We start from the raw sequence: 23,027 nt of genomic DNA, 5'->3' as shown, positions 1-23,027 counted from the left end.
CGGAGGACGGAGCCTATTCGACGGCCAGCGCCATATCGAGCAGCGCTTGTCCGTCCGGGACTTCCTCGACAAAGCTCTTGTAAGAGGTCTCCTGCGCAAGCGCGCGCCAGGCGGCGAAGTCTTCGGGCGACATCTGGGCGATCTCAACACCCGCATTCTTGAAGACTTCGACCGAAGCGGCATCCTGCTTCTTGGCCTCTTCAAGATAATAGGCTTCCGCCTTCTCAGCGGCAGCGAGCAGAGCCGCCTGTTGTTCCACCGAGAGCCCCTCGAACGTCGATTTGTTCATGAGCAGCGGCTGATACATGAACCAAAGCGCCACATCCTCGGTTGCGGGCGTGTAGCACGACACCTGTTCGTAGATGCGATAGGAAACAAAGGACGATGACGAGGTGTTGGCCGCGTTCAGGATGCCTGTCTGCATGGCATTGTAGATCTCGGAGGAGGCCATGGAAGTGATGGAAGCGTCGGCCCCGGCCAGCATCTGCTCAAACGCTTTACCAGCCGCGCGGGTTTGCAGGCCCGCGATGTCTTCGGGCGCGGTGATGCACTTGTCTTTGCCCACAAAACCACCGGCGAGGTATCCGTGCACCAGAACCATGACGTCATCATCCGCCATCTTTTCCTCAAGCGCCTCCATATAGGGCGACTGGCTCAGACGGGCGGCGTGATCGTGGTTCTTCACCAGACCGGGCATCAATGTGAGGTTATAGGCCGGCTGTTGGCCCCCCGCATAGCTGAGTGGCAGCACTGTCATATCCAGCTGGCCGCGGCTGAGAGGACGATATTGCTCGCGCGGTTTAAATAGGGATTTTGAACCAAAGATTTTGATTTCCAGATCGACGTCGGCTGCCGCAACCTCGTCGGCGACGATCTGTGCAACCTGGTGGCGGATATCCTGGTTCGACCACTGATGCGACAGGCGCAGCTCGGTCGCCTGTGCCAGCGATGCCAGACCAAGCAAAGTCGTCGCGGCGGCAGCCGTCAAATGTCTCAGTTTCATTGTTTCCTCCCTTGGTATCTTCGGACGCCATTGGCGACCTGATGGGGCAGCATCACGCAGCCTGCATTCTCAGTCAATATTTTTGTATACAAGAAATAAATATTTGCGTTCCAGAAGTTCGCGATGGTATGTCATATCCATGATGCTGAAGCGCGCGGACCAGATTGCTGACTCATTGGAACAGCTTGTATTTACAGGCGAATATGAGGATGGCGAGCGACTTGACGAGATCAAGCTGGCCGAGAAATTCAACGTATCGCGCACCCCTGTCCGGGAGGCGCTTCAGAAACTCGTTTTGTCGGGAATCGCCGAACAGATTCCCCGGCGCGGCGTTTTCGTTCGCCAGCCCGGCCCGGTCGAGCTTTTGGAGATGTTCGAGACCATGGCAGAACTTGAAGCGGCATGTGGGCGTTTCGCAGCGGTCAGGATGTCAGACCACGGCCTGGAGCGGCTGACCGCTGCGAATGACCGCTGCAAAGCCGCGGTCGAGCAGGAAGACGCAGCCACCTATTACGCGGAAAACGAAGCGTTTCATCAAGAGATCTATGCGGGCGCCACGAACAGCTTTCTTCAGGGGGAGGCGCTTCGGCTTCAACATAGGTTGAAGCCGTTCCGCCGGGTGCAATTGCGATTTCGCGGAAGAATGGCCCAGTCGCTGGCGGAACATGAAACCATCGTCGAAGCGCTCAAGCGCGGGGATGGCGACAGCGCGGCAAACATCCTACGCAGCCACGTCACCGTTCAGGGCGAGAAGTTTCAGCAACTTATGGCCGGACTAAAGCGGCAGTGAGTGAGGGAGGCAGCATCGTCGGAATGTTTGAACCTCGGCTTTGCATCAGTGTGGTGCCTCAAAGAGGCCAATGAAGTCCAGATTTACGCGCTGATTTTGTCGCTGAGGCGGGGAACAGGCGCGCCCAATCCTGCAAGGGGTTTGCCGCGCTATTCCGCGGCATCGGGAAGCGGGGGCGTCACCAATCGCGTCCAGGCGTCATATTGCGACAGGAAGACCGACCCATTTAAGTCCTTGATAAGATGCGACCGCTGCAGTCGATCCATCACTGGGCCTTTGACTTCGGACAGATGCAGACCCACCCCCATATCCTTGAGACGCTGATTGATTGCTTCAAGGCTTTCCAGGGCGGAGTAGTCAACCTCGTTCACCGCTGAAAACATCAAGATCACGTTCTGGATGGCGCACCCATTCGTGACACGCTTCTGCACCAGATCTTCAAGAAAGCGCGCATTGACGAAATAGAGGCTCTCATCCACCCGCAGCGTGACCAGCGCGGGATCGGTCTTGACCTTGTGCCGGTGAATATTGCGGAAGTGCTGCGTTCCGGGGACGAGGCCGACCTCAGCCACGTGGGGTCGGGAGGTCTTGTAGAGATGCAAGAGCACGGAGATCGCCACACCGGAGGCCACGCCGATTTCGACACCCAGGCCCAGCGTCAGAAAGATCGTGGCGGCCACGGCGGTGAAGTCGGCACGGCTGTAGCCCCAAGTCTTTCTGAGGATCGACAAGTCGACCAGGCTGAGCACGGCGACAATGATGGTGGCGGCCAGCGTGGCATTGGGCAGGAAATACACAAGCGGCGTCAGCGCAACGGCAGCGATGGCCAATCCGATGGCCGTGAACGCGCCCGCGGCGGGCGTTTCAGCCCCGGCATCGAAATTCACCACGGATCGGGCAAAGCCACCGGTCACCGGATAGCCGCCGGTGAACGCAGCACCAAGGTTGGCAGCGCCAAGGCCGATTAGTTCCTGATCGGGGTCGATGCGCTGGCGCTTTTTCGCGGCGAGCGTCTGCGCGACGGACACCGATTCCACAAAGCCGATGATGGAGATCAGTATGGCGGGCACCAAAAGCGCGCTCAGCAGATCCGGCGCGAAGCCAGGCAGGGTCATTGGCGGCAGGCTTTGCGGCACGATGCCGACAATATTCACGCCACGCTCGGCCAGATCAAAAAACCAGACCGCAACGGTGGTGGCGACCACGGCAGCAACGGGCCCCGCCTTTGTCAGGATATCTGCCAGCAGGGGCGGCGCGCCAAGCTTGCGCAGCGCAGGCTTGAGGTGGGTGCGCACCCAGAGGAGAAAAGCAGTGGCGGTGACGCCGATCGCAAGCGTGATCCAGTTGACCTCGTGCAGATGCGCGACGATGGAGCCCAGCATTTCCGGCAATGTGTGCCCATGCGCGCTCACCCCCAGGATATGCTTGAGCTGGCTTGTGGCGATCAGGATGCCGGACGCCGTAATAAACCCGGCAATGACGGGATGGCTCAGAAAATTAGCGAGAAAGCCCAGGCGCAGAACACCCATCAACACAAGAAAACCGCCTGACAGAAAGGCAAGCGTCAGGGCCGCCAAAGCATAACCGGCCGTCCCCTGTTCGGCGACCTGCCCGATGGCAGATGCTGTCAGAAGCGATACAACCGCAACCGGCCCGACCGCGAGCGCGCGACTGGTGCCGAAGATGGCATAGAGGATGATCGGTGCGATGGAGGCATAGATGCCCGCCTCGGGCGGCAGCCCCGCCAACAGAGCATAAGCGAGTGATTGCGGGATAAGCATGATCGTCACGATCACCGCCGCGATCATGTCGTTCGAAAACGCCCTGCGGTCATAGGTACGCCCCCAGTCAAGCACGGGTACATATTGGCGAAGGCGGTCAATCATGCTGTTCGTCCGGAACAAGAGATTGGCGGAGCGTTGCCGCTCCGCCCGTTAGGGGCGCGCAAGACCAGCCAAGACCATGCGCCAGCGCATTGGCCGGCCTATTCAGCCGCAACCTCCAGCTTTTCGGGCTTGGCCATCCACTCTTTCCCTTTCAGCATGGCCTTCCAGTAAATCGGCGGCAGAAGTATCTCCTTGAGATACCAGGCCGCGCGTGAGGGTTTGGTGCCGTCCAGAAGGAAACCCGGGAACGAGGGCTTCAATGCGCCGCCATATCCAAACTCGGCCAATACGATCTTACCGCGCTCCACGGTGAGCGGGCAGGAACCGTAGCCATCGTATTGTGCGACAGCAGAGCGCCCGGCGATATCGGCGACGATGTTGTCGGCGACGGTCGGGGCCTGTTTACGCGCCGCGGCTGCCGTTTTGGCATTGGGCGCATTCATCACGTCGCCCAGGGACCAGATATTGTCGAACTCCTTATGGCGCAGGGTGGCCTGATCCACATCGACCCAACCGGCTGCATCGGCCAGTGGCGAGACCCGGATAAAGTCGGGCGCGGTTTGCGGCGGACAGACATGCATCATGTCAAATTCCACCGTGACCTCCGTTGGATCGGTGTCAGGCTTGGCCACGCTGAAGGTCGCCGTCTTGGCCGAACCGTCAACCGCGACGAGGTTGTGAAAGAAGTTCAGCGTGGCGTCGTATTTCTCGACATAACTCTCAAGGGCGGGAACGTAGTCATTCACCCCAAAGAGCACGCCGCCTGCATTCATGAACTGGATGTCGATGTTTTTCAGTGCGCCGCTGCGGAACCAGGCGTCGCCGGAGAGATACATCGCCTTTTGCGGGGCGCCTGCGCATTTGATCGGCATCGGCGGTTGGGTGAAAATGGCCCGACCTTGCTTCAGTCCCTGCACAAGCTGCCAGGTATAGGGTGCAAGGTCATATCTGTAGTTCGAGGTCACGCCATTGCGGCCCAGCGTTTCTTCCAGCCCCTCGACCTGATCCCAATCGAGCTTCAGGCCCGGGCAGACCACTAGGCGGTCGTACTTCACGACCCGGCACCCATCCAGAATGACCGCATTGTTCTTGGGTTCGAACGCCGCGACGGCGGACTTGATCCAATGCACCCCCTGCGGGATCAGGCTGCCCATCGTCTTGGCCGTCGTCTGGGCATCAAAGATACCGCCGCCCACCATGGTCCAGCCGGGCTGGTAATAGTGGATGTCGGCCGGGTCGATCACGGCGATCTTCAAGCCGGGCTTTCGCGACTTGAGGCTCGCGGCGACCGCGATGCCTCCGGCGCCGGCGCCTACGATCACCACCTCGAAATGCGCGTCCCCGGTATCTGTCGGGGTCTTGCCGCCATTGGCGATGCGGCGGGCCACGCCGTTCATGTCATAGCCAGCTGCCTTGGTCGCGGCGAGTATTTCAGCCATGGGGCGATTGCCGGATTCCCGCAATGACCACAACGTCGCCGAGCGGGTGCCTGTGCGGCAATAAGCCAGAACCGGGCGCGGCACCGCGTTCAATGCATCGTCAAAGGCCGCGACGTCGGCGTCTTTTACCATGCCGGACTGGACCGGCACGTACCGCGCCTCGACACCGGCTGCTTTGGCGGCCGCCTCGATTTCCTCGAAAGACGGCTGGTCGGCCCCCTCGCCATCTGGCCGATTGCAGATGATGGCGCGGTATCCTTTGGCAGCAACCTTGGCAACGTCTTCCGCTGTGATCTGCGGGCTGACCGCGATTTTCGATGAGATCTTGTTGAGTTCCATGTCGTCCCTCCTCCGGACCTGTTTTCTCAAAGACCGTTAACCGGCACTTTGAGCATCGGGTTACCGTCTTTGTCCGTGGGCACTTCGCCCGCGCGCATGTTCACTTGGAGGGACGGGATAATGAGCTTGGGCATGGAGAGCTGGGCATCCCGCTCGGTTCGGAACTTGACGAACTCCTCCTTGGTCTTGCCCTGCCCCACATGAATGTTTTTGGCCCGTTCCTCGGCCACCGTGGTTTCCCACAGGATCTCGCGACCGCCCGGCCCGTAATCGTGGCACATGAAGAGCCGTGTCTCATCGGGAAGCGCCAGCACCTTCATGATGCTGTCATAAAGCGTCTCGGCGCTGCCGCCGGGAAAGTCGCATCTGGCCGAACCGCCATCGGGCATGAAGAGCGTGTCGCCGACAAAGGCGGCATCGCCCATCACATGCACCATGCAGGCCGGCGTATGGCCGGGCGTGTAGATCGCGAATGCCTGCATGTTGCCGATCATGTAGGTGTCGCCGTCTTCGAACAGCGCATCGAACTGGCTGCCATCGCGCTGGAATTCAGTGCCCTCGTTGAAGACCTTTCCAAAGACATCCTGCACCACGGTGATCTTGGCACCGACCCCGATCTTGCCGCCCAGTTTTTCCTGGATATAGGGCGCGGCACTCAGGTGATCTGCGTGGACATGGGTCTCGATAATCCATTCAACCGTCAACCCCTGCGCTTCGATCTGCCGGATCAAGAGGTCAGCATGATCGAAGGTGATGCGACCGGCGGCATAGTCGATGTCCATCACGCTGTCGATGACGGCGCAGGCGTTCGATTTTGGATCCTTCACGATATAGCTGATCGTGTTGGTGGCCTCGTCGAAAAAGGCCTGCACCTCTGGTTTGATATCCATGTTCACGGGATAGCCTGTCATCTCTTGTCTCCTCCCAGACGGCGTCACGCGGTGGTCGCCCTGCCGCGTGCCGTGCTTGATTGAATGAACGTGGCAAGGAAGATCCCTGACACGACGGCGGCGACGAAGGCGAAGACCTCCCAGCGGCCTGTGCCCAGCGCGGGCAAAGCACCGCCCGGGCAGAAGCCCGCAATGCCCCAACCGATGCCAAAGATAGCCGCGCCGCCGATGAGCCTCGCGTCGATTGTGCGCACCGTTGGCAGGCTAAAGCCCTGCTCAAAGAGCGGGGCACCCCGCCCGAATACCAGCTTGTAGCCGATAAAGGTTGTGATCAGCGCGCCGCCCATCACGAATACAAGGGATGGGTCCCACGTCCCGGCGATGTCGAAAAAGTTCAGAACCTTCGCAGGGTTCGCCATGCCGGAGATCGAAATACCGATGCCGAAGATCAGACCGATCAGATATGTCGCGAAAAGCTTCATGGGTCAGCCTCCGATCACGTGACGCACGACAAAGACCGTGGCGAAGGTGGCCGCCATAAAGGTTAGCGTCGCCGCGATGGAACGCGGGCTCAGCCGCGCCATCCCGCAGACACCGTGACCGGACGTACAACCTGAGCCAAAGGTTACCCCCACCCCGACGATCAGCCCGCCAATGATCAGGGCAGGCGTGGACATCACAATGTCCACCGCCGGCATTGCGCCCGAGACAAGCCAGACCACCACGGGCCCGGTGATCATCCCGGCCAGCAACGCGGCGCGCCAGGCAAAGTCCTGAGCAGAGGCTGGCCGGACCACACCTGCCAGCACACCGGTCGCCCCCATCACGCGCCCAAGCGTCAGCATCAAAAGCGTGGCCGCGATGCCGATCAAAACACCGCCCACAAGCGATGCCCAAGGGGTGAAAGCCGTTTCGATCATCAGCAATTCCGGCACGTCTTGAGCCCTACAATGCTGTAAAGCGGGCAATTGCCAACAAAGGCCGTCAACGTGAAGACAGCGGCCACGACAAGTGCGAGCCAGAACAGGATCCCTGCCCCAAGCGCGTTGGTGCCCAAGGCAAGGATGAGCAATGCCGCAGCGATGACCAGCCGTCCGCCGCGATCGATTTTTCCTATATTGGTGGTCATGTTTCACTCCATCACAAACGATGGCGCCATCATCGCACGCCAAAGACAGCAGTCTTGGTGACTTGGTCACCAAACTCATGGGAATTGGGGAAACCCGGGCGTCAGCCGTGCCCACCCGAGGATTTCACCAGACGTTCGAGGCCCTCTTTGCCGGTGAGATGCACCTTTCCCCGCGCCTGTTCGACCCAACCGCGCCGCTGAAACTCAGATATCGTTCGGGATATGACTTCCCGTGCTGTTGCAAGTTCCGTGCCCAGAACCGCGTGCGTGGCGTGGACGACACCGTCCGCGTCGGCAAGCTCCAGCAGACGCGAGGCAAGCCGCACATCCATGCGCTGAAAGACGATGTCATCGATCAGCGTGAAAAGGTCAGTGATCCTGCGCGAATAGGCCGTGAAGACGAATTCACGAAAGACCGGAGACTTCGCGACAAGATCATCGAAAGTCTTGCGCGGGATGGCGACCGCCGTCACGTCGGTCTCGGCCGTGCCCTCAGCCGAGTAATCCTCGAACGCCAGCATGCAGGCAGTCGTCAGAACACAGCTTTCACCCGCATGGACGCGGTAAAGAAAGACCTCGCGCCCGGTCTCGGACTTTTGCTGCACCTTGACCGTGCCGGCAAGCAGAAGCAGCAGATTGTCCGCCGTTTGGCCCGGCGCGAAGACCTGTGTTCCGGCCGGGACCGATACGATCTGGCTCCCCGCCTCAAGCTCTGCCCGGATTTCGGCGGGCAGACGGCTGAGGCCCTTGAATTTGCTGATCCATGTCTCGTCCATATCCTCGGCCCCCCGGGCGATCATGTGGTCGGAATGCGCGTCGCGGCCCATAATGGACGGCGACACGCGAAAACTGAAACGATCAGATCGACTTGGTCGAGAAGTACCAGTCCTTTGTCTCGAACCCTTCCGTCATTCGGGCCTCTGCCGCATACGCCGTTTGCGGTGTGGGCACGATGACATCCTCGCCCGGCTGCCAGTTTTCCGGCGTTGCGACCTTAAACGTATCCGCTGTTTGCAAGGCCTTGATCAGGCGCACGAACTCATCAACCGAGCGTCCGTTGGTCATGGGATAATACACCATAGCACGCAAAACTCCGTCGGGATCGATGACAAACGTCGCGCGAACCGCCTGGGTGTCGGATGCCCCCGGCTGGATCATGCCAAAGGCCTGCGCGACCTTCATATCCAGATCGGCGATGATGGGGAACGGGATCTCAACGCCGAACGTCTCCTTGATCGACCGCATCCAGGCGATATGGGCGTAATGACTGTCGATGGATAGGCCCAGCAATTCGGTATCGAGAGCCGCAAACTCGTCGGCGCGGTCTGCGAAGGCCACGAACTCGGTCGTGCAAACGGGTGTGAAATCGGCCGGGTGCGAGAACAGCACCAACCACTTTCCCTTGTAATCGTCATTTGTTTTTCGACCATCGGTCGTCAGCGCATCAAAGGCGGGTGCGGGCTCGTTCAGGCGGGGAAGACCGGTGGGTGTGTCTTCGGCAAGCGTTGCATGGACATTCATATCTGGGCTCCGTTCCAAGGTGGTGTCGATGAAACTAAGCCTTTCGTGATTATCTTTGAAATTGATTGTATCCGGCATCTTTATTCAATATTTCGATTAGGCATGACAACACTACGCCAACTCCGCTTTCTGGCCGCCCTTGACGACACGCGCAATTTCTTCCGCGCGGCGGAGGCTTGCCATGTCACACAGTCGACCCTCTCCACCGGGCTCAAGGAGTTGGAGGAGCGTCTTAGCATCAAGGTGGCAGAGCGGACCAAGCAAAGCGTCCTGATGACCGCCATCGGCCAGGATCTGGCGGAGCGGGCGCGACATGTTCTGGCCGAAGTGCAGGACCTTGAGGACCGCGCGCATCGGGAACGGGTGGCCGGAGCCTCGGCGATACGTCTGGGAACCATTCCGACCGTGGGGCCCTTTCTGATGCCGCGGGCCATGCCGCTGCTCCGACGCGCCCATCCAGAGACCAAGTTCTACCTTCGGGAAGAACTGACCGAGCCGCTGGTGGCTGGCCTGATGGATGGTCGTCTCGATCTGCTGCTGATCGCCCTGCCCCACGCTCTTCCGGCTCAGATCGAAACGGAGCCGCTCTTTTCCGATGGGTACTGGCTGGCGACGCCCAAGGATCATCCTTTGGGCAACAGCGAAACTGTCGGCGCGGATGATCTTTCGGACCGCCAATTGCTTTTGCTTGAAAGGGGCCACTGTCTGCAGCGGCACGCCTTGTCGAGCTTCTCAGGGATCAATCTTGACGAGGATGAGAGCTTCTCTGCGACCAGCCTGTCGACCCTGATCGCCATGGTCCAAGAGGATCTGGGCATCACACTGCTGCCAAAGCTGGCGGTGGATGGCGGCATTTCAAAAGGGCACAACCTGCATCTTGGCGACGTTCTGGGCGCCTGCCCGCGCGACGTGGTCCTGGCCTGGCGGAAGAGCTCTCCGAACGAAGCGCTCTTCCTGAGTGTTGCGGAGTGTTTGAAAAAGGCCCGTTCAGATCTTGAACGATCCGGCGCACCGACTTGAACGGCGCGACGCTCTACCGATCAGAATGACAGAACGCGCGCATCCGGCGCCATGAGACGGGCTGCCATTTCACCGGGTTTGGCAACACCGATCCCGTCCAGAAGGACAGACGCGTCATCGCCCCGTCCCGGCAAGTAGATGGCGCAGACTTCAACCGTTGCCCCGGTTTTTTCACGGATCATCTGCATCAGACCCTGCGGGCTCATATCCCGAGGCGGCTGTCCGGCAGTGGCACTTGGCGGCGCGTTACGCAACGCAAGATCGCCGGCAGGTCCGCACAGCAGAATATGCGCCTGGGCCCCTTGCTGCGCAGCCTGCATGGTCAGCACCATCGACATAAGCTGCGTCTGCGGATCGGGTGACGTCACGACCGTGACCACCTTTGCCGGCGCTTCGGCCAGCGCCGACACGGTAGACACCGCGACGAAGAGAACGGAAAGAAGCAGTTTTTTCATCAGAAGTTTCCTTATGGTTCCGGAGTTCCTCCGGTGGGTGGATATCCCAGGCGAGTTGCGCACGGAGGGTGCGAAATGGCGACGCGGGGATGGTGAAGGCGCGCGGGTCGGCAAAAGTGACATGGGCAAAGCAGTGACCAGCCTTCCACAGGACGATTTTGAGAACGAATCTCGGCAGTTGCTGGAGCGTGAATGACACGTGGCCCATCGCGACAACGGTGACATCGTCACCAAGCAGACGTCGGGATCCCGGATAAGGCGCGGGCACCGAGCAGTTAAGGACGCGCCGACCGCCGAAACCATCTTCTTAGGACGCGCCAAAGTGGCAATGAGAGAGAGTTTTCTTTTGGCACGGACACAACTGTGGAATTTTCGGCGCCAAGAAAGATCAGCCTGATCCAGTCGGTTCGGCGGGGCGTTTGCCGGACGTTGGTGACGATCGAACGCGCTCAAACCGCGATCAAAAGGGAAGCCTGTATGTCGATGGAAAAGGTGGACACACTTGTCGTCGGCGCTGGACAGGCTGGCATTGCGCTGAGTGAACATCTGTCCAACAATCAGGTGCCTCATCTCGTACTTGAGAGAAGTCGTGTCGCCGAAGCCTGGCGCTCTGGCCGCTGGGATTCTCTGGTTGCCAATGGTCCAGCCTGGCATGATCGCTTTCCCAACATGAATTTCCCCTGCGGTCAGGACGAGTTTGCGACCAAGGAGCGCGTCGCCGACTATCTGAATGACTATGCCCAGATGATCCAAGCGCCCATCCGCACAGGCGTCGAAGTGCAAAAAGCAGAGCGGATGAACGGGCGCGCGGGCTTTCGCGTGCAGACCTCGGACGGGGTGATCGAAGCGCAGAACGTGGTGGCCGCCACCGGCGCCTTTCAGCACCCGGTTATCCCCCCTGTTGTACCCCAAGAGGCGCCCGTGGCGCAGTTGCACTCATTTCATTACCGCAATCCGGAACAATTGCCCGATGGGGCGGTGATCGTCATCGGGGCAGGATCTTCGGGTGCGCAGATCTCAGACGAATTGAACCGGGCCGGGCGCAAGGTCTATCTTTCGGTCGGCCCGCACGAGCGGCCACCCCGCGCGTATCGCGGTCGTGATTTCTGCTGGTGGCTGGGGGTGCTTGGGCTCTGGGATGTCGCCGCCATGGCCCCCGGAAAGGAACATGTGACAATCGCGGTCAGCGGCGCATATGGCGGCAATACGATGGACTTTCGTCGGCTTGGCAATGAGGGGATTACCCTTCTGGGCATGACGAGATCCTACAAGGATGGTGTGCTGGGGTTTGGGGATGACCTCAAAGCCAACGTGGCGGGCGGAGATGCCAGTTATCTCAAGATGCTGGACGGTGCCGACGCCTATGTCGCACGCACGGGCATCGACTTACCCGAAGACCCCGAGGCGCGGGTGCCGCAGCCGGATCCCGATTGCCTGATCAATCCCTTGACGGCACTGAACCTGTCCGAGGCCGGGATCAGCACGATCATATGGGCCACCGGCTTCCGGCAGGATTTCAGCTGGATGAAGGTCGATGCCTTTGACGAGAAAGGCGCGCCCAGACATCAGCGTGGGGTTTCAACCGAACCCGGCATCTATTTTCTGGGCCTGCCCTGGCAATCGCGCCGGGGATCGACCTTTATCTGGGGTGTTTGGCATGATGCAAAGCATATCGCGGATCAGATCGCCAATCAGCGCAAGTATCTCGCCTATCGCGATCCCAACGATTGACCGCATCTTTCAGGACGGCACCCATGACCCATACGCGTATTCGCAAATTCAATACCAAGGACACCTATCCCGAGCAGAACCTCGACAATGACCTTTGTCAGGCCGTTGTCACTCAGGGCGGCAAGACGGTCTACCTGCGGGGGCAATGCCCGCAAGAATTGGACGATGCGACGAATATCGACAGCCACGATCCCGTCGAACAGACCCACAAGGTGATGCAGAACATTAAACAGCTTATCGAGGAATGCGGCGGATCAATGGAGCATTTGGTGAAGGTCGTGGTCTACATCACCGATGTGCGCCACCGCGAAGCAGTCTACCGCACGATGGGAGAATACATCAAAGGGGTTCATCCGGTGTCTACCGGACTTGTGGTGCAGGCGCTGGCACGGCCCGAATGGCTGGTGGAGATTGACGGCACCGCGGTGATCCCGGAATGACGTTCTCGCTCGTGGCCCGTTGCGCCGAGACCGGGATGTTCGGCGTGGCGATTTCGTCATCCTCGCCCGCCGTAGCGGCGCGCTGTTCCCATGCACGCGCGAACGTGGGCGCCGTGGCCTCGCAGAACGTGACCGACCCCGCCTTGGGACCGCTGACACTGGACCTGATGGAACGCGGTCTGGCGGCTGGACAAGCTGTCGATGAGGTCAGGCGCCTCGCGAAGTTCGTCGAATACCGGCAGGTCCTCGCAGTGGACAACACTGGTGAAACGGCGATCCATTCCGGGCCGAAATCACTTGGTATCTGGACGCAGGCGCACGCGCGGAACGTGGCCTCTGGTGGCAACCTTCTGGCCAATGAAACCGTACCGCAGGCGATTGTCGACGGATTTCTGGCGGCAGATGGACATCTGGGTGACCGGCTGATCGCGGCGATGCAAGCGGGTCTCGCTGCGGGGGGCGAGGCTGGACCGGTTCATTCGGCGGGTATGATGCTTGTCGACAAGGTGTCCTGGCCTGTGGCCGATCTGCGTTGCGACTGGACCGAAGAGTGCCCGATCGCGGCGGTGGATGCGGCCTGGTCGGTCTATAAACCGCAGCTTGACGCCTATGTTCAGCGCGCGCTCGACCCGCGCGAGGCGCCGTCCTACGGCGTACCGGGCGATGAATGAGAAAGATAGTAGGCATCTTACAGGAGACGTTCGGCCGTCACCAGCCCGGCGGCAATAGGCAGGACGCTCATAGGCGAGCCGGGCCCATCCAGCTTGAAAGCATCTGGCCATCTCTGCTCAAAGACGTGAAGACGTCGTATGCCCGCTCTTTGCCTTCGCTTGACAAATACGTGGCGCTCAAGACTACTTGGATCAATTGCAAAGCTTGTATCCATGGGAAATCTGAATGCCGCTGCGCTATACCCTGCGCCAGTTGGAGTACTTTGTTGCGGCCGGGGAATACGGCAGTATCGCCGCCGCAAGCGACAAGCTGAACGTCTCTTCTCCGTCTATTTCAGCCTCCATCAGCCAGTTGGAGGCCGAATTTGGCCTGTCCCTGTTCGTGCGCAAGCGCGCCCACGGCCTTACACTGACAGATGCCGGTGAGAAACTGCTGGCCCAATCCAAGATCGTGCTGCAATCCGCGGCTGAATTGAACAACCTTGCCGGGGCGATGTCGGGCAGCGTCCAGGGCCCCCTGCGACTGGGCTGCCTGCTGACCTTCGCTCAGATCGTCGTGCCGCGTCTGCGCAGTGATTTCGAGGCCTCGTACCGGAAGGTGAAAATCACCCAGTACGAGATGAACCAGTCCGAGATCTTCAGCGCCTTGCGCCGCGCCGAAATCGACATCGCGCTATCTTACGACCTTAACATCCCTTCGGACCTTGAATACCAGCCGATAATCGAGCTGCCGCCCTATGTTTTGATCTCCCCGGATCACCATCTTGCGGACCGCGAAAGGCTTTTCGTTGAGGATTTGAGTGCCCATCCGCTGGTTCTGCTGGATCTTCCACACAGCGCTGAATACTTTCTGTCGTTTTTCAGCAAGGCGGGCACCAAGCCGATCATTGGCGAACGCACCCGCGACATGGCAGTCATGCGCAGTCTCGTCGCCAATGGCTATGGATACTCCATCGCCAATGTCCGTCCCCTCAACGATCTTTCGCCGGACGGGCGAAGCCTGAAGTTCATCCCGCTCGAAGGGGACGTGCGGCCCATGAGATTGGGTTTGATCATGGCGAAAGGCGCTGCGACGAACATCAGCGTTCGCGCGTTCATGGATCATTGCACCGCACTGATCAAAGGAAAGCAACTGCCCGGTCTCAACTGCGCGTGACGGCCCACCGCAAACTTAGGATTGACCGAAGCCCCACTTCGGCAAGGGCGACTTTATTCGCCTCGCGCCCCCTGCAATCCTGACCACAATCGCCCCAAGGAGATGCAGATGCGCGACCCACGATATGACATCCTGTTCGAACCGGTGAAGATCGGGCCGCACATGGCCAAGAACCGGTTCTATCAGGTGCCTCACTGCAATGGGGGCGGTTATCGGGACCCGTCGGCGGCCGCCGCGATGCGTGGGATCAAGGCCGAAGGCGGTTGGGGCGTGATCTTCACCAAACAATGCGAGATGCACCACAGTTCGGAGATCACGCCATTCATCGAACTGCGCCTTTGGGAGGACAAGGACATCCCTCAGTTGCGCAAGATGGCGGGAAAGATGAAGGAACACGGCGCCTTGGCCGGTATCCAGCTTGCCTATTCCGGTATCAACGGTCCCAACCTCTATACCAAAGAAGTCCCGCTTGCCCCCACGGCGCTGCCCATCCGGACCTTTACAAATGACCCCGTGCAGGCGCGCGCGCTCGACAAGCAGGACATCAGGGATCTGCGCCGCTGGTTTGTCAACGCAGCCAGAAGGTCCAAGGATGCGGGGTTCGATCTCATATGCCTCTATGGCGCACATGGATTTGGCATCTTCCAGCATTTTCTAAGCCGCGCCACCAATCAGCGCACGGATGAATATGGCGGCAGCCTGGAAAACCGCGCGCGCTTTGCACGCGAGGTGGTCGCGGATATCCGTGACGCGGTGGGCGACACTATGGCCCTGACCTTGCGGGTCAGTCTTGACGAAACGATTGGAGAATTGGGCTTTTCCAACGCCGAGCTGCGCGACTTCATCGAGATGCACCGCGACTTGCCGGATCTTTGGGACCTCGCGCAAGGGACATGGGAAGACTGCTCAGGCCCGTCGCGCTTTAAGGAGGAGGCCGCTCAGCAGCAGCTGGTCAAGGGTATTCACGACCTGACCGACAAGCCCATTGTGGGCGTCGGGCGGTTCACCTCTCCGGATGTGATGGTCAAACAGGTGCGATCCGGAACGCTCGATTTCATCGGTTGCGCGCGACCGTCCATTGCCGATCCATTCCTTCCGAAAAAGATAGAGGAAGGGCGGATCGAAGACATCAGGGAATGCATCGGATGCAATATCTGCATTACCGGTGACATGACCATGTCGATCAGCCGATGCACCCAAAACCCGACCTTCATGGAAGAATGGCGCAAGGGCTGGCACCCCGAAAAGATCAACGCCAAGGGCGACAGCGACAACGTACTGATCGTCGGCTCCGGCCCTGCCGGGCTGGAAGCCGCCCGCGCGCTGGCCGAACGCGGCTATGACATCGCGATCGCCGAGGCGGGAACCGAGCTTGGCGGCCGTGTGACACGCGAACGCAAGCTGCCCGGCCTTTCGGCCTGGGGCGGGGTTGTGGATTACAGAGCCTACCAGATCAGCCAGAAACCCAATGTCGAGACCTATTTCGACAGTGAACTGGATGCCGGAAACATCCTTGAATTCGGCTTCCAGAACGTCTGCATCGCCACCGGATCCAGATGGCGCCGTGACGGCGTCGCGCGGCAGCACGTGGTACCGATGCCGATTGCGGACGGATCAAAGGTCTATACACCTGATGATCTGATGGACGGCATGATCCCCTCGGGCCGGGTGATCGTTTATGATGATGACCATTACTATATGGGCGGCGTATTGGCCGAGCTTCTGGCAAGGAAGGGGGCGAATGTGACCCTGGTCACGCCCTCCGCCTATGTCAGTGACTGGACCAACAAGACGCTTGAACAGATCGCCATTCACCCACGTCTTGTGGACGCCGGGGTCGAGATCGTGCTGAACCGCGGGATCGCCGAGATCCATCCCGGTCACGTGGTCAGCAATTGTGTGTATACGGATCGCACCGAAACCTATGCGGCCGATGCGGTTGTCATTGTTGCTGCCCGGCAGGAGGTTAATGGCGTTTACCAAGATCTTAAAGCGCGCGAGGCGGACTGGGCCGATGCAGGGATCAAATCCGTGAAGATTATCGGCGACGCGAATGCACCGGGTCCCATCGCTTGGGCCACTTATGCCGGGCACAGATATGCCCGCGAGCTCGACGCAGAGGATATCGGAGACGCGCTGCCGTTCCGGCGCGAAATCACGGAGTTGGCGGCGGACTGATCATGACAACGACCAAGGATATCCTGTCGCGCCTTGTCGGGTTTGACACGGTCAGTTCCCGACCCAACCTCGACCTGATCGCATTTGCCGAGGATTTCCTGACATCGCGCGGCTTCTCGGCCCATCGCATAACAAAAGACACCGGTGAAAAGTGCGGACTTTATGCCCAACTTGGGCCGTCCGGCGACGGTATTCTGTTGTCGGGACATACGGATGTCGTGCCCGTGGACGGGCAGGTCTGGACGCGCAGCCCATTTCGTCTCTCCGAGGAGGACGGCAAGCTTTTTGGTCGCGGCACGACCGACATGAAGGGCTTTGTCGCCGCGATGCTGTCCCTTGCCGACCGGGCCGCGCGGGCCGATTTGCAAGAGCCGCTGAGACTTGTCCTGTCCTATGACGAGGAAGTGGGCTGTGTCGGGCTGCAGGATATGCTTGCCCGTCTGGCGCCCCTGTTGGGTCAGCCGCGTGTCTGTATCGTCGGGGAACCCACGGAAATGCAGGTTGCGATCGGCCACAAGGGCAAGGCATCGCTGCGCGCGACATGCCACGGACAATCCGGACATTCGGCTCTTGCCCCAAACTTTGTGAACGCGCTTTACCTGGCAACCGATCTGGTTGCGGAATTGCGTGGGCTGCAGGCCGAGCTATGCGAAGGCGGGGGACGTGACCCGGCCTACGACATCCCCTATTCAACACTCCATGTCGGGAAGCTTTCAGGCGGGACCGCGTTGAACATCGTGCCGGACAGGGCCGAAGTGACCTTTGAATATCGCCATCTGGCTGCGGATCGGCCCGCCGACATCCTGGCCCGTATAAAACGTGCGGGCCGGAAGGTTCAAAAGATGCATGCCAAGCTTGGCTCAAACGCCAGGATCGACATTGATCAATACAATGCCTATCCCGGCCTTGACGTTGCGCCCTCAGATCTTGTGGTTTCCGATGTTCAGCGCCTCGCCCAAACCAACGAGACGGTCAAAGTGGCTTTCGGGACAGAAGCTGGTTTCTTCAGTGAATTGGGGATCCCTACGGTCGTCTGCGGCCCCGGCTCCATGGCCGGGCAAGGGCACAAGGCGGATGAATTCATTTCCTGTGAACAACTGGCGGCCTGCGATGCAATGATGGATCGAATTTTGGGCGAACTGACCGATTAAGTGGCAGTTTCCAAAGCGATTTTGTTGTTAGGCTTGCCCTAAGAACCACTAAGACACTCCGTTCTTATCGTCCGAAAATGCGTTTCCTATAGTCTGGCGACGGCATCTGTGAAAAGGGCGTGCCATTGTCGGGGGAACAGGTACACGCAATCGACGTGCGCGATGCGGTGAAACGCTATGGCGATTTCACGGCTTTGAAGAAAATATCGCTCTCCATAAAGGACAACGAGTTTTTCACATTGCTCGGGCCTTCGGGCTGCGGAAAAACCACCTTGCTTCGGATGATCGCAGGGTTCGAGGATGTCACCGAAGGTGCGATTTTTCTTTATGGGGAGGAGATCGAGGACCTTCCCCCGAACAAGCGTCCGGTGAACACGGTCTTCCAGAATTACGCGCTTTTTCCCCACATGACCGTGCTCGACAACGTGGGCTTCGGTTTGGAGATGCTTGGAAAATCGAAGGCCGAAGCCAAGAAACGCGCTGGCGAAGTGCTTGAAATGGTGCAGCTTTCGCAATTCTCCGCACGCAAGCCTGCGCAACTCTCGGGCGGCCAGCAACAGCGCGTCGCGCTTGCCCGTGCGCTGGCGCCACAACCCAAATTGCTGCTGCTGGACGAGCCGCTTTCCGCGCTGGATCTCAAGTTGCGCAAAGCGATGCAGCTTGAGTTGAAGCACCTGCAACGCGAGACGGGCATCACCTTTATCTTCGTGACCCATGATCAGGAGGAAGCCCTGACCATGTCCGACAGGATCGCCGTAATGTCGGCGGGGGAATTGCAGCAGCTTGGCCAGGCGCGTGAGATTTATGAGCGGCCCCGGAACAGATTTGTCGCCGATTTCATCGGTGAGACGAACCTTCTGGATGTCTCGGTCGACAAAATCGAAGGCGGTCGCGCGATCTGTCATCTGGGCGGCGGCCACGCCCTGACCTGTAACGAGGTTGAAGGGATCGGCGTCGGCGCGAAAGTACATATGTCGATCCGCCCCGAACGCCTCTTTATGTCGAAGGAGCCCGCCGAAGCCGAAAGCCTGCCCGGCATCGTGAAGGAAAACATCTATATCGGCACGCACTTGTCGACCGTTGTCTCACTGGCCGAAGGCCCTGAATTCATTGTGCGCACGTCCAACTCAGATCGCGGCAACAAGCGCATTTTCGAACCGGGCAGCGAGGTGTTCGTCAACATGGAGCGGGGGGCCGCACGCCTCCTGGTTGACTGATGGCCGCTGGCGCCGCAAGTGGCGGCAGCGCCTCAGCCGACACATACGCCCAGTCGCGTGGCTGGCTGCTCCTGCCGGCCTGGGCTGTGCTTTGCCTCTTCGTTCTGGCGCCGGTCTGCATGATGCTGATCTACTCCTTCCTCACAAAGGAGTTCCGCGGCGGTGTCATATGGGAGTTTTCTTTTGCCGCCTACGACCAGTTCTTCTGTGATCGCGGCCTCTTTGGCGATGAGCCTTGCGCCATCGAGTGGACCTATGTCACGATTTTCTGGCGCTCGATCTGGCAGGCGGGTCTGGCCACATTGCTCAGCCTGATCATCGGCTTCCCAACGGCCTATTTCATTGCCACGCGGCCCGAAAAGCAACGGCCGCTCTGGGTGTTCCTGATCACCATTCCCTATTGGGTCAACCTGCTGATCCGGACCGTCAGCATGAAGTTCCTTCTGCGCGATCAGGGGCCGCTTAACGATTTTCTTCTGGGGATCGGTCTCATCGACAGCCCGCTTGGCATGGTCAACACCAATTTCGCCGTGCAGCTTGGCCTTTTCTATTCCTACCTGCCCTTCATGGTGTTGCCGATCTATGCCGCCGTTGAACGCTATAACTTCGCGCTTTCCGAGGCTGCCGCCGATCTCTACGCCAGCAAGATGACAACCCTCCGCCGTGTGCTGCTGCCCGCGGTAAAACCCGGCGTGATCGCAGGCTGCATTTTGGTTTTCGTGCCATCGCTTGGATCTTTTCTCGCGCCCGATCTTCTGGGTGGCGCCAAGAATTTCATGATCGGGTCGCTGATCGAGGAACAATTCAAGGGAAATGCGGGCAACTGGCCCTTTGGCGCCGCCGCGTCAATGATCTTGCTGACGATGGTGCTGATCATTTTGCTGATCTTCGCGCGGCAGCAATCCAAAGCGGTCAAGGGCGTCTCGTAATGGCCGCAAAGCGTTGCGACATAAAGGCGTTCCCGGGGTTCCGCGCCATCACCATCCTTTGCCTTTTCGTGCTTTATGCGCCGCTTTTGATCGTGACCATCTACAGCTTCAACGCCTCAAATTCCATCACCGCCTGGGAGGGGTTGAGCCTGCGATGGTATGTAGATGTCTTTACCGGCCCGGAGAGCGGAAAGTTCAAACGCGCGGCGTGGAACAGCTTTGTCATCGCCATCATCGCCGCCAGTGTCGCCACGACCATCGCCACTTTGGCCGCCACGGCCATGGTGCGTGGCGGACGGTTCCGCCTGCGCACCGCCTCTTTCGGGTTGATTTCATTGCCCCTGATGGTGCCTGAGATCGTTCTGGCGGTTGCGACCCTGATCTTTTTCAACGCCATTGGCTTCGACCGGGGCCTGCTGACCATCCTCATCGCACATATCGCTTTTTGCATCCCCTTTGCCTACCTGCCGATCTCAGCCCGAATGCAAGGGATCGAAGACAGCTATGAACAGGCGGCCATGGATCTCTACGCGACCCGCAGACAGGCCTTCACCAAGATCCTGCTTCCCCTGATGATGCCCGGCATCATCTCGGGCTTCCTGTTGGCCTTCATCGTCAGCCTCGACGATTTCATCATCACGAATTTCGTGAAGGGCGCGGGCGTCGAAACACTGCCAACCGCAATTTTCGGATCAGTCAAACAAGGGCTCAAACCGAATGTCATGGCGATCTCGACCCTACTTCTGGCCGTCTCGATCATCCTGGTAACGATCAGTTATTTCGTCAGCAAAACAGACAACACGAAATAGCACAACAGAGGAGAGAAACATGAAAAAACTCATGCAAACAACAGCCGCGGCGATGGCACTTGCCATAACGGCACAAGCGGCGGCAGCCGACGGGCAAGTGGTTGTCTACCACTGGTTTGAATACATCCCGCAAGAGCTGTTGGACAAGTTCACCAGTGAGACCGGAATTGATGTCGTCATGGACACCTACGATTCCAACGAAGCGCTTTTGGCCAGTCTCAAGGCGGGTGCTATCGGCACCTATGACGTTGCGGTCCCCGGTGACTACATGGTCGCGATCATGAAGGGCGAGGGGTTGCTCGACACGATCGCCGAAGGGGAGTTGGCCAACAAGGGCAACATCGCGCCGGAATGGGCCGATCCGAACTTTGATCCGGGGCGGATGCACTCGATCCCTTATCAGTGGGGCTCTACCTCGTTCTCGGTCAATCGCGACGTTTACCAAGGCGCCATCAACACAACCGATATCCTCTTCAACCCGCCTGCGGAGCTCTCGGGCAAGATCAACATGCTGGATAGCCAGGGCGAAGTGCTCGCCATGGCCGCACTTCACATGGGGATCGAGCAGTGCTCCAGCGATCGAGACAAGCTGACGGCGCTGAACGCCATGCTGCAGGACGCCAAGCAACACTGGGCCTCCTTCAACTCCGATACGGCAAAGGACGTGCTGGTGTCGGGTGATGCGGTTGTCGGCCAGATCTATGACGGCTTCTCGGCCAAGGCACGCGAAGAGGGGGCCAACGTCGAATACGCCTTTCCAACACAGGGTTACATCGCCTGGATGGACAACGTCGTTCTTCTGAAAGATGCCCCCAACCGGGAAAATGCGCTGACATTCATGGATTTCCTTCTGGAACCCGAAAACGTCGCGCAACTGACGAACTGGACCCAATACGGCGCAGGCGTGACCGGGGTTGCGGATCTTCTGGATGACTCCTTGCGCACCATGCCGGAGGCCAACCCACCAGCCGATGCGGGCACGCCCGTTTTCATCGAGGTCTGCGATCAGGAAACCCAGGCTGTCTACGACCAGATCTGGACGAACCTAAAGAAATGATTGCGTGCCACCCCGCCAGTCTTGAGGGCCTCTCGCGGGGTGGCCGTTCAACTTGGTTTGTCAGGCTGCAAAAGGCAGGAGCGCACTTACTTCAGGGTCAATGACACGGGTAAGGCGATGCTGCTCCTGCGGCCATCCAGCAAGGCTCCGTGGACGTCATCCCGCATTGCAAGCTCGGCCCGTAGCCTTTCGCATCGGGCACTGTATTGCGCAACATCCCATACCTTTGAAGCTGAACCACATCGGGTTTGCAGGACGCCGATGGCTCTTTGCCATGAAGCAATGTCCGTTGTCCCCTGGCCGCGCCCAGGTTTGCACCAGCTCGCGCTGGGGGAATGTTGCCAATGGTTTTGAAAAGGCATTTGGTGCCAGGTCAATTCAGTCCTTCAGGGGCGATGTATTCCACGGCATTGCAACTGCACCGTAGACGGCGATCATACGTGACCATTGCACTCCCCCTGCCGTTGATTGCCTTGGCTGGGGCGTTTTTTCTGCGTCATCGCCGGTCTTCGTCCTTCGTTTCGTAAGCCTAACGTTTGGCCAGCTTCGTCTATTTTATTGTGTGTTTTTTCGTGCGTTTGCTTTTTTGTTTTGTGTGAGGCGGGGGGTGGGGTTGTTTGCCTGCGGGCGCGGCGGGTTTAGCGGGTCTTGGCCGACATCGGCCACACATCCTCCCGTAGAAGCGGCAGGTGTCTTATCTCCTTTCGGCATTGCCACGCCTTGTAAGCCAAAATTGAACCCCGACTGTTTTTTCGAACCTCCGAGATTTCAGCCATGAATGCGCAAAGTGATTTTCTTCAGGCCGAGCGGATCTTGCGGATCGAGACACCGCTGGGCGACGATCAGATCTTGGCTGAGACACTCGGCTTTCGCGAGGCGATCTCGGACCTCTTCGAGGGCGAAGTCTCGGTGCGGTCCAAAACGCCGGACCTAGCTGCCGGGGACCTGCTGGGCCAGTTGGTCGATGTCAGCATCGAACTTGGCGGCGGCGCGCGGCGGACCTGGAACGCGCTGGTCACCGACATGATCGCCGGGCCGCGCCTCACGCGCGGGCTGCAGCGCTACCAGCCGGTGCTGCGCCCGCAGATGTGGCTGCTCAGCCAGACCTCCGACTGACGGATCTGGCAGGACATGACCAGCATCCAGGTCTGCGAGACGCTGCTCTGTGAACACGGCCTGCCCGCGCCGGTCACCCAGGGCATCGTGTAGCCGCCCG

Annotated in this window: 23 protein-coding genes; 13 read left to right on the top strand and 10 right to left on the bottom strand. The window is 59.4% G+C overall.

Annotated elements, in window-relative coordinates; genetic code table 11:
• Positions 1-13: 13 nt before the first annotated feature.
• Entirely contained in the window at positions 14-1,003 is a 990-nt protein-coding gene (gene dctP, locus CFI11_RS03230; protein ID WP_130403007.1) for a TRAP transporter substrate-binding protein DctP, read from the bottom strand.
• Between the two features lie 139 nt (positions 1,004-1,142).
• Between dctP and CFI11_RS03225 the strand changes: the two genes are divergently transcribed.
• Positions 1,143-1,793, top strand: coding sequence for a GntR family transcriptional regulator (locus tag CFI11_RS03225; RefSeq protein ID WP_130403005.1), 651 nt, complete (start codon positions 1,143-1,145; stop codon positions 1,791-1,793).
• A gap of 149 nt (positions 1,794-1,942) precedes the next feature.
• On the opposite strand, the gene CFI11_RS03220 is transcribed toward CFI11_RS03225, so the two are convergent.
• The 8 genes from CFI11_RS03220 to CFI11_RS03185 all read right to left on the bottom strand — a co-directional run bounded on the left by CFI11_RS03220 (position 1,943) and on the right by CFI11_RS03185 (position 8,997).
• On the bottom strand, positions 1,943-3,679 hold the full coding sequence (locus CFI11_RS03220) for a SulP family inorganic anion transporter (RefSeq protein ID WP_217358748.1): 1,737 nt from the start codon (positions 3,677-3,679) through the stop codon (positions 1,943-1,945).
• A 98-nt stretch (positions 3,680-3,777) separates the two neighbouring features.
• Positions 3,778-5,457: a bifunctional protein tyrosine phosphatase family protein/NAD(P)/FAD-dependent oxidoreductase gene (locus CFI11_RS03215; protein WP_130403003.1), complete on the bottom strand. Its 1,680-nt coding sequence runs from the start codon at positions 5,455-5,457 to the stop codon at positions 3,778-3,780.
• A gap of 26 nt (positions 5,458-5,483) precedes the next feature.
• Positions 5,484-6,368, bottom strand: a complete 885-nt coding sequence (locus tag CFI11_RS03210; protein WP_130403001.1) for an MBL fold metallo-hydrolase — start codon at positions 6,366-6,368, stop codon at positions 5,484-5,486.
• A 23-nt stretch (positions 6,369-6,391) separates the two neighbouring features.
• On the bottom strand, positions 6,392-6,829 hold the full coding sequence (locus CFI11_RS03205) for a DUF6691 family protein (protein ID WP_130402999.1): 438 nt from the start codon (positions 6,827-6,829) through the stop codon (positions 6,392-6,394).
• Between the two features lie 3 nt (positions 6,830-6,832).
• The gene (locus CFI11_RS03200; RefSeq protein WP_130402997.1) at positions 6,833-7,267 is read right to left on the bottom strand and encodes a YeeE/YedE family protein; all 435 of its coding nucleotides are present in this window, start codon (positions 7,265-7,267) and stop codon (positions 6,833-6,835) included.
• On the bottom strand, positions 7,267-7,476 hold the full coding sequence (locus tag CFI11_RS03195; protein WP_130402995.1) for a DUF2892 domain-containing protein: 210 nt from the start codon (positions 7,474-7,476) through the stop codon (positions 7,267-7,269). The genes CFI11_RS03200 and CFI11_RS03195 overlap by 1 nt, the downstream gene beginning before the upstream one ends.
• A 101-nt stretch (positions 7,477-7,577) precedes the next feature.
• Entirely contained in the window at positions 7,578-8,252 is a 675-nt protein-coding gene (locus tag CFI11_RS03190) for a Crp/Fnr family transcriptional regulator (RefSeq protein WP_130409909.1), read from the bottom strand.
• An 82-nt stretch (positions 8,253-8,334) separates the two neighbouring features.
• Complete coding sequence (locus CFI11_RS03185; protein ID WP_130402993.1) at positions 8,335-8,997, bottom strand: peroxiredoxin; 663 nt, start codon at positions 8,995-8,997, stop codon at positions 8,335-8,337.
• Between the two features lie 102 nt (positions 8,998-9,099).
• On the opposite strand from CFI11_RS03185, the gene CFI11_RS03180 reads away from it, so the two are divergent.
• Positions 9,100-10,017, top strand: a complete 918-nt coding sequence (locus CFI11_RS03180; RefSeq protein WP_130402991.1) for a hydrogen peroxide-inducible genes activator — start codon at positions 9,100-9,102, stop codon at positions 10,015-10,017.
• A gap of 20 nt (positions 10,018-10,037) precedes the next feature.
• On the opposite strand, the gene CFI11_RS03175 is transcribed toward CFI11_RS03180, so the two are convergent.
• Positions 10,038-10,472: a hypothetical protein gene (locus CFI11_RS03175; protein WP_130402989.1), complete on the bottom strand. Its 435-nt coding sequence runs from the start codon at positions 10,470-10,472 to the stop codon at positions 10,038-10,040.
• Positions 10,473-10,949: 477 nt separating this feature from the next.
• Here CFI11_RS03175 and CFI11_RS03170 point away from each other — a divergent pair, with 477 nt between their 5' ends.
• The 11 genes from CFI11_RS03170 to CFI11_RS03120 all read left to right on the top strand — a co-directional run bounded on the left by CFI11_RS03170 (position 10,950) and on the right by CFI11_RS03120 (position 22,927).
• The gene (locus tag CFI11_RS03170) at positions 10,950-12,203 is read left to right on the top strand and encodes an NAD(P)/FAD-dependent oxidoreductase (RefSeq protein WP_130402987.1); all 1,254 of its coding nucleotides are present in this window, start codon (positions 10,950-10,952) and stop codon (positions 12,201-12,203) included.
• 23 nt (positions 12,204-12,226) lie between these two features.
• Positions 12,227-12,643: a RidA family protein gene (locus tag CFI11_RS03165; RefSeq protein WP_130402985.1), complete on the top strand. Its 417-nt coding sequence runs from the start codon at positions 12,227-12,229 to the stop codon at positions 12,641-12,643.
• Positions 12,640-13,314, top strand: a complete 675-nt coding sequence (locus CFI11_RS03160; RefSeq protein WP_130402983.1) for a DUF1028 domain-containing protein — start codon at positions 12,640-12,642, stop codon at positions 13,312-13,314. The genes CFI11_RS03165 and CFI11_RS03160 overlap by 4 nt, the downstream gene beginning before the upstream one ends.
• A gap of 226 nt (positions 13,315-13,540) precedes the next feature.
• Complete coding sequence (locus CFI11_RS03155) at positions 13,541-14,470, top strand: LysR family transcriptional regulator (protein ID WP_130402981.1); 930 nt, start codon at positions 13,541-13,543, stop codon at positions 14,468-14,470.
• A 108-nt stretch (positions 14,471-14,578) separates the two neighbouring features.
• Positions 14,579-16,648, top strand: coding sequence for an FAD-dependent oxidoreductase (locus CFI11_RS03150; protein ID WP_130402979.1), 2,070 nt, complete (start codon positions 14,579-14,581; stop codon positions 16,646-16,648).
• Positions 16,649-16,650: 2 nt separating this feature from the next.
• Positions 16,651-17,799 carry an acetylornithine deacetylase gene (gene argE / locus CFI11_RS03145; protein ID WP_130402977.1) on the top strand — a complete coding sequence of 383 codons (1,149 nt, stop codon included), beginning with the start codon at positions 16,651-16,653 and terminating at the stop codon, positions 17,797-17,799.
• Between the two features lie 125 nt (positions 17,800-17,924).
• Positions 17,925-19,016: an ABC transporter ATP-binding protein gene (locus tag CFI11_RS03140; protein ID WP_130402975.1), complete on the top strand. Its 1,092-nt coding sequence runs from the start codon at positions 17,925-17,927 to the stop codon at positions 19,014-19,016.
• The gene (locus CFI11_RS03135; protein ID WP_130402973.1) at positions 19,016-19,945 is read left to right on the top strand and encodes an ABC transporter permease; all 930 of its coding nucleotides are present in this window, start codon (positions 19,016-19,018) and stop codon (positions 19,943-19,945) included. The genes CFI11_RS03140 and CFI11_RS03135 overlap by 1 nt, the downstream gene beginning before the upstream one ends.
• On the top strand, positions 19,945-20,754 hold the full coding sequence (locus CFI11_RS03130; protein WP_130402971.1) for an ABC transporter permease: 810 nt from the start codon (positions 19,945-19,947) through the stop codon (positions 20,752-20,754). The genes CFI11_RS03135 and CFI11_RS03130 overlap by 1 nt, the downstream gene beginning before the upstream one ends.
• 19 nt (positions 20,755-20,773) lie before the next feature.
• On the top strand, positions 20,774-21,811 hold the full coding sequence (locus CFI11_RS03125; RefSeq protein ID WP_130402969.1) for an extracellular solute-binding protein: 1,038 nt from the start codon (positions 20,774-20,776) through the stop codon (positions 21,809-21,811).
• Positions 21,812-22,585: 774 nt separating this feature from the next.
• A complete protein-coding gene (locus tag CFI11_RS03120; RefSeq protein ID WP_130402967.1) occupies positions 22,586-22,927 on the top strand; it encodes a contractile injection system protein, VgrG/Pvc8 family in 342 nt (113 codons plus the stop codon).
• The last annotated feature ends 100 nt before the right edge of the window (positions 22,928-23,027 follow it).

The sequence above is a fragment of the Thalassococcus sp. S3 genome, assembly GCF_004216475.1.
GTDB lineage: Bacteria > Pseudomonadota > Alphaproteobacteria > Rhodobacterales > Rhodobacteraceae.
Note: the sequence above shows the minus strand (reverse complement) of the source record. Positions and strands in the feature narration are given on the sequence as shown.

Excerpts from the sequence above, each read along its gene's own strand:
- dctP (WP_130403007.1), bottom strand. The coding sequence starts at position 1,003 with ATGAAACTGAGACATTTGACGGCTGCCGCCGCGACGACTTTGCTTGGT.
- CFI11_RS03225 (WP_130403005.1), top strand. The coding sequence starts at position 1,143 with ATGATGCTGAAGCGCGCGGACCAGATTGCTGACTCATTGGAACAGCTT.
- CFI11_RS03220 (WP_217358748.1), bottom strand. The coding sequence starts at position 3,679 with ATGATTGACCGCCTTCGCCAATATGTACCCGTGCTTGACTGGGGGCGT.
- CFI11_RS03215 (WP_130403003.1), bottom strand. The coding sequence starts at position 5,457 with ATGGAACTCAACAAGATCTCATCGAAAATCGCGGTCAGCCCGCAGATC.
- CFI11_RS03210 (WP_130403001.1), bottom strand. The coding sequence starts at position 6,368 with ATGACAGGCTATCCCGTGAACATGGATATCAAACCAGAGGTGCAGGCC.
- CFI11_RS03205 (WP_130402999.1), bottom strand. The coding sequence starts at position 6,829 with ATGAAGCTTTTCGCGACATATCTGATCGGTCTGATCTTCGGCATCGGT.
- CFI11_RS03200 (WP_130402997.1), bottom strand. The coding sequence starts at position 7,267 with ATGATCGAAACGGCTTTCACCCCTTGGGCATCGCTTGTGGGCGGTGTT.
- CFI11_RS03195 (WP_130402995.1), bottom strand. The coding sequence starts at position 7,476 with ATGACCACCAATATAGGAAAAATCGATCGCGGCGGACGGCTGGTCATC.
- CFI11_RS03190 (WP_130409909.1), bottom strand. The coding sequence starts at position 8,252 with ATGGACGAGACATGGATCAGCAAATTCAAGGGCCTCAGCCGTCTGCCC.
- CFI11_RS03185 (WP_130402993.1), bottom strand. The coding sequence starts at position 8,997 with ATGAATGTCCATGCAACGCTTGCCGAAGACACACCCACCGGTCTTCCC.
- CFI11_RS03180 (WP_130402991.1), top strand. The coding sequence starts at position 9,100 with ATGACAACACTACGCCAACTCCGCTTTCTGGCCGCCCTTGACGACACG.
- CFI11_RS03175 (WP_130402989.1), bottom strand. The coding sequence starts at position 10,472 with ATGAAAAAACTGCTTCTTTCCGTTCTCTTCGTCGCGGTGTCTACCGTG.
- CFI11_RS03170 (WP_130402987.1), top strand. The coding sequence starts at position 10,950 with ATGTCGATGGAAAAGGTGGACACACTTGTCGTCGGCGCTGGACAGGCT.
- CFI11_RS03165 (WP_130402985.1), top strand. The coding sequence starts at position 12,227 with ATGACCCATACGCGTATTCGCAAATTCAATACCAAGGACACCTATCCC.
- CFI11_RS03160 (WP_130402983.1), top strand. The coding sequence starts at position 12,640 with ATGACGTTCTCGCTCGTGGCCCGTTGCGCCGAGACCGGGATGTTCGGC.
- CFI11_RS03155 (WP_130402981.1), top strand. The coding sequence starts at position 13,541 with ATGCCGCTGCGCTATACCCTGCGCCAGTTGGAGTACTTTGTTGCGGCC.
- CFI11_RS03150 (WP_130402979.1), top strand. The coding sequence starts at position 14,579 with ATGCGCGACCCACGATATGACATCCTGTTCGAACCGGTGAAGATCGGG.
- argE (WP_130402977.1), top strand. The coding sequence starts at position 16,651 with ATGACAACGACCAAGGATATCCTGTCGCGCCTTGTCGGGTTTGACACG.
- CFI11_RS03135 (WP_130402973.1), top strand. The coding sequence starts at position 19,016 with ATGGCCGCTGGCGCCGCAAGTGGCGGCAGCGCCTCAGCCGACACATAC.
- CFI11_RS03130 (WP_130402971.1), top strand. The coding sequence starts at position 19,945 with ATGGCCGCAAAGCGTTGCGACATAAAGGCGTTCCCGGGGTTCCGCGCC.
- CFI11_RS03125 (WP_130402969.1), top strand. The coding sequence starts at position 20,774 with ATGAAAAAACTCATGCAAACAACAGCCGCGGCGATGGCACTTGCCATA.
- CFI11_RS03120 (WP_130402967.1), top strand. The coding sequence starts at position 22,586 with ATGAATGCGCAAAGTGATTTTCTTCAGGCCGAGCGGATCTTGCGGATC.